The organism is Halocynthiibacter styelae (genome assembly GCF_016123485.1).
Taxonomy (GTDB): Bacteria; Pseudomonadota; Alphaproteobacteria; order Rhodobacterales; family Rhodobacteraceae; genus Halocynthiibacter; species Halocynthiibacter styelae.
In genome coordinates this window covers 1-1,518 of the sequence record NZ_JADCKQ010000035.1, presented here as the reverse complement: position 1 = coordinate 1,518, position 1,518 = coordinate 1, and the positions used below count along the sequence as shown (strand labels likewise).

The following is a 1,518-nucleotide window of genomic DNA, read 5'->3' as shown; positions in this document are numbered from 1 at the left end:
AACAAAAACAGCCGCCAGATGGCGGCTGTTTCTTTGGCTTTTTATGACTCTTAGTAGCGGTAGTGTTCTGGCTTGAAAGGGCCTTCTGGTGTGACGCCGATGTAGGACGCCTGTTCCTCAGACAGCGTAGACAGCTTCACACCGATACGATCGAGGTGCAGCTTGGCCACTTTTTCATCCAGGTGCTTTGGCAGAATATAAACGTCGTTGTTATAGTCGTCGCCTTTGGTCCACAGCTCGATCTGTGCCAGAACCTGGTTGGTAAAGCTTGCAGACATCACGAAGGATGGGTGACCGGTTGCGTTGCCAAGGTTCAGCAGACGGCCCTCAGACAGCAGGATCAGACGCGCACCGGAAGGCATCTCGATCATATCCACCTGGTCTTTGATGTTGGTCCATTTGTGGTTCTTCAGGCTTGCGACCTGAATTTCATTGTCAAAGTGACCAATGTTGCCAACAATCGCCATGTCTTTCATCGCGCGCATGTGCTCGATCCGGATCACGTCTTTGTTGCCGGTTGTCGTGATGAAGATATCCGCGTCAGACACAGCGTCTTCCAGGGTCACAACTTCAAAACCGTCCATCGCGGCCTGCAGGGCGCAGATCGGGTCGATTTCGGTCACTTTCACACGAGCACCGGCACCAGCCAGGGAGGCAGCAGAGCCTTTGCCAACGTCGCCGTACCCACAAACAACGGCCACTTTACCAGCCATCATGGTGTCAGTCGCGCGACGAATGCCATCCACAAGAGATTCTTTACAGCCGTATTTGTTGTCGAACTTGGATTTCGTAACCGAGTCATTCACGTTGATCGCAGGGAACGGCAACTGACCTTGCTTCACGAGTTCGTACAGACGGTGCACACCGGTGGTGGTTTCTTCAGAAACACCCTGAATTTGGGCTTTCATCTTGTTGAACCAGCCCGGGCTTGCCGCCATGCGCTTTTTGATCTGTGCGAATACCGCGACTTCTTCTTCAGAGGTCGGGGTTTCGATCAGGTCGGTTTCGCCATTTTCAACACGTGCACCCAGCAGGATATACAGGGTTGCGTCGCCGCCATCGTCCAGGATCAGGTTCGGGCCTTCCGGGAACATGAAGGATTTATCAAGGTAATCCCAATGCTCTTCCAGGGTCTGACCTTTGATCGCAAACACCGGAACGCCTGCTTCTGCAATCGCCGCAGCCGCATGGTCCTGGGTTGAGAAAATGTTACAGGACGCCCAGCGCACATCCGCACCCAGCGCAACCAGGGTTTCAATCAGAACAGCGGTCTGAATGGTCATATGCAGGGAACCCACAATGCGGGAACCGGCCAGCGGTTTGCTGTCGCCGTATTCTTCGCGCAGCGCCATCAGGCCCGGCATTTCAGTTTCTGCGATATTCAGTTCCTTACGACCGAATTCCGCAAGGGTGATGTCTTTGACGATATAGTCCGTGGCCATGGGGCGGTTCCTTACAAATACACTAAACGCGCAATAGCATTCCGAAGCCGTCCCGGCAATCAATCAGAAAATTAGC

General features: G+C 53.5%; 1 protein-coding gene. It reads right to left on the bottom strand.

Annotated features, from left to right (window positions below):
- Positions 1-50: 50 nt before the first annotated feature.
- Positions 51-1,442, bottom strand: coding sequence for an adenosylhomocysteinase (gene ahcY / locus H1D41_RS18215; RefSeq protein ID WP_228850262.1), 1,392 nt, complete (start codon positions 1,440-1,442; stop codon positions 51-53).
- Positions 1,443-1,518 lie beyond the last annotated feature (76 nt).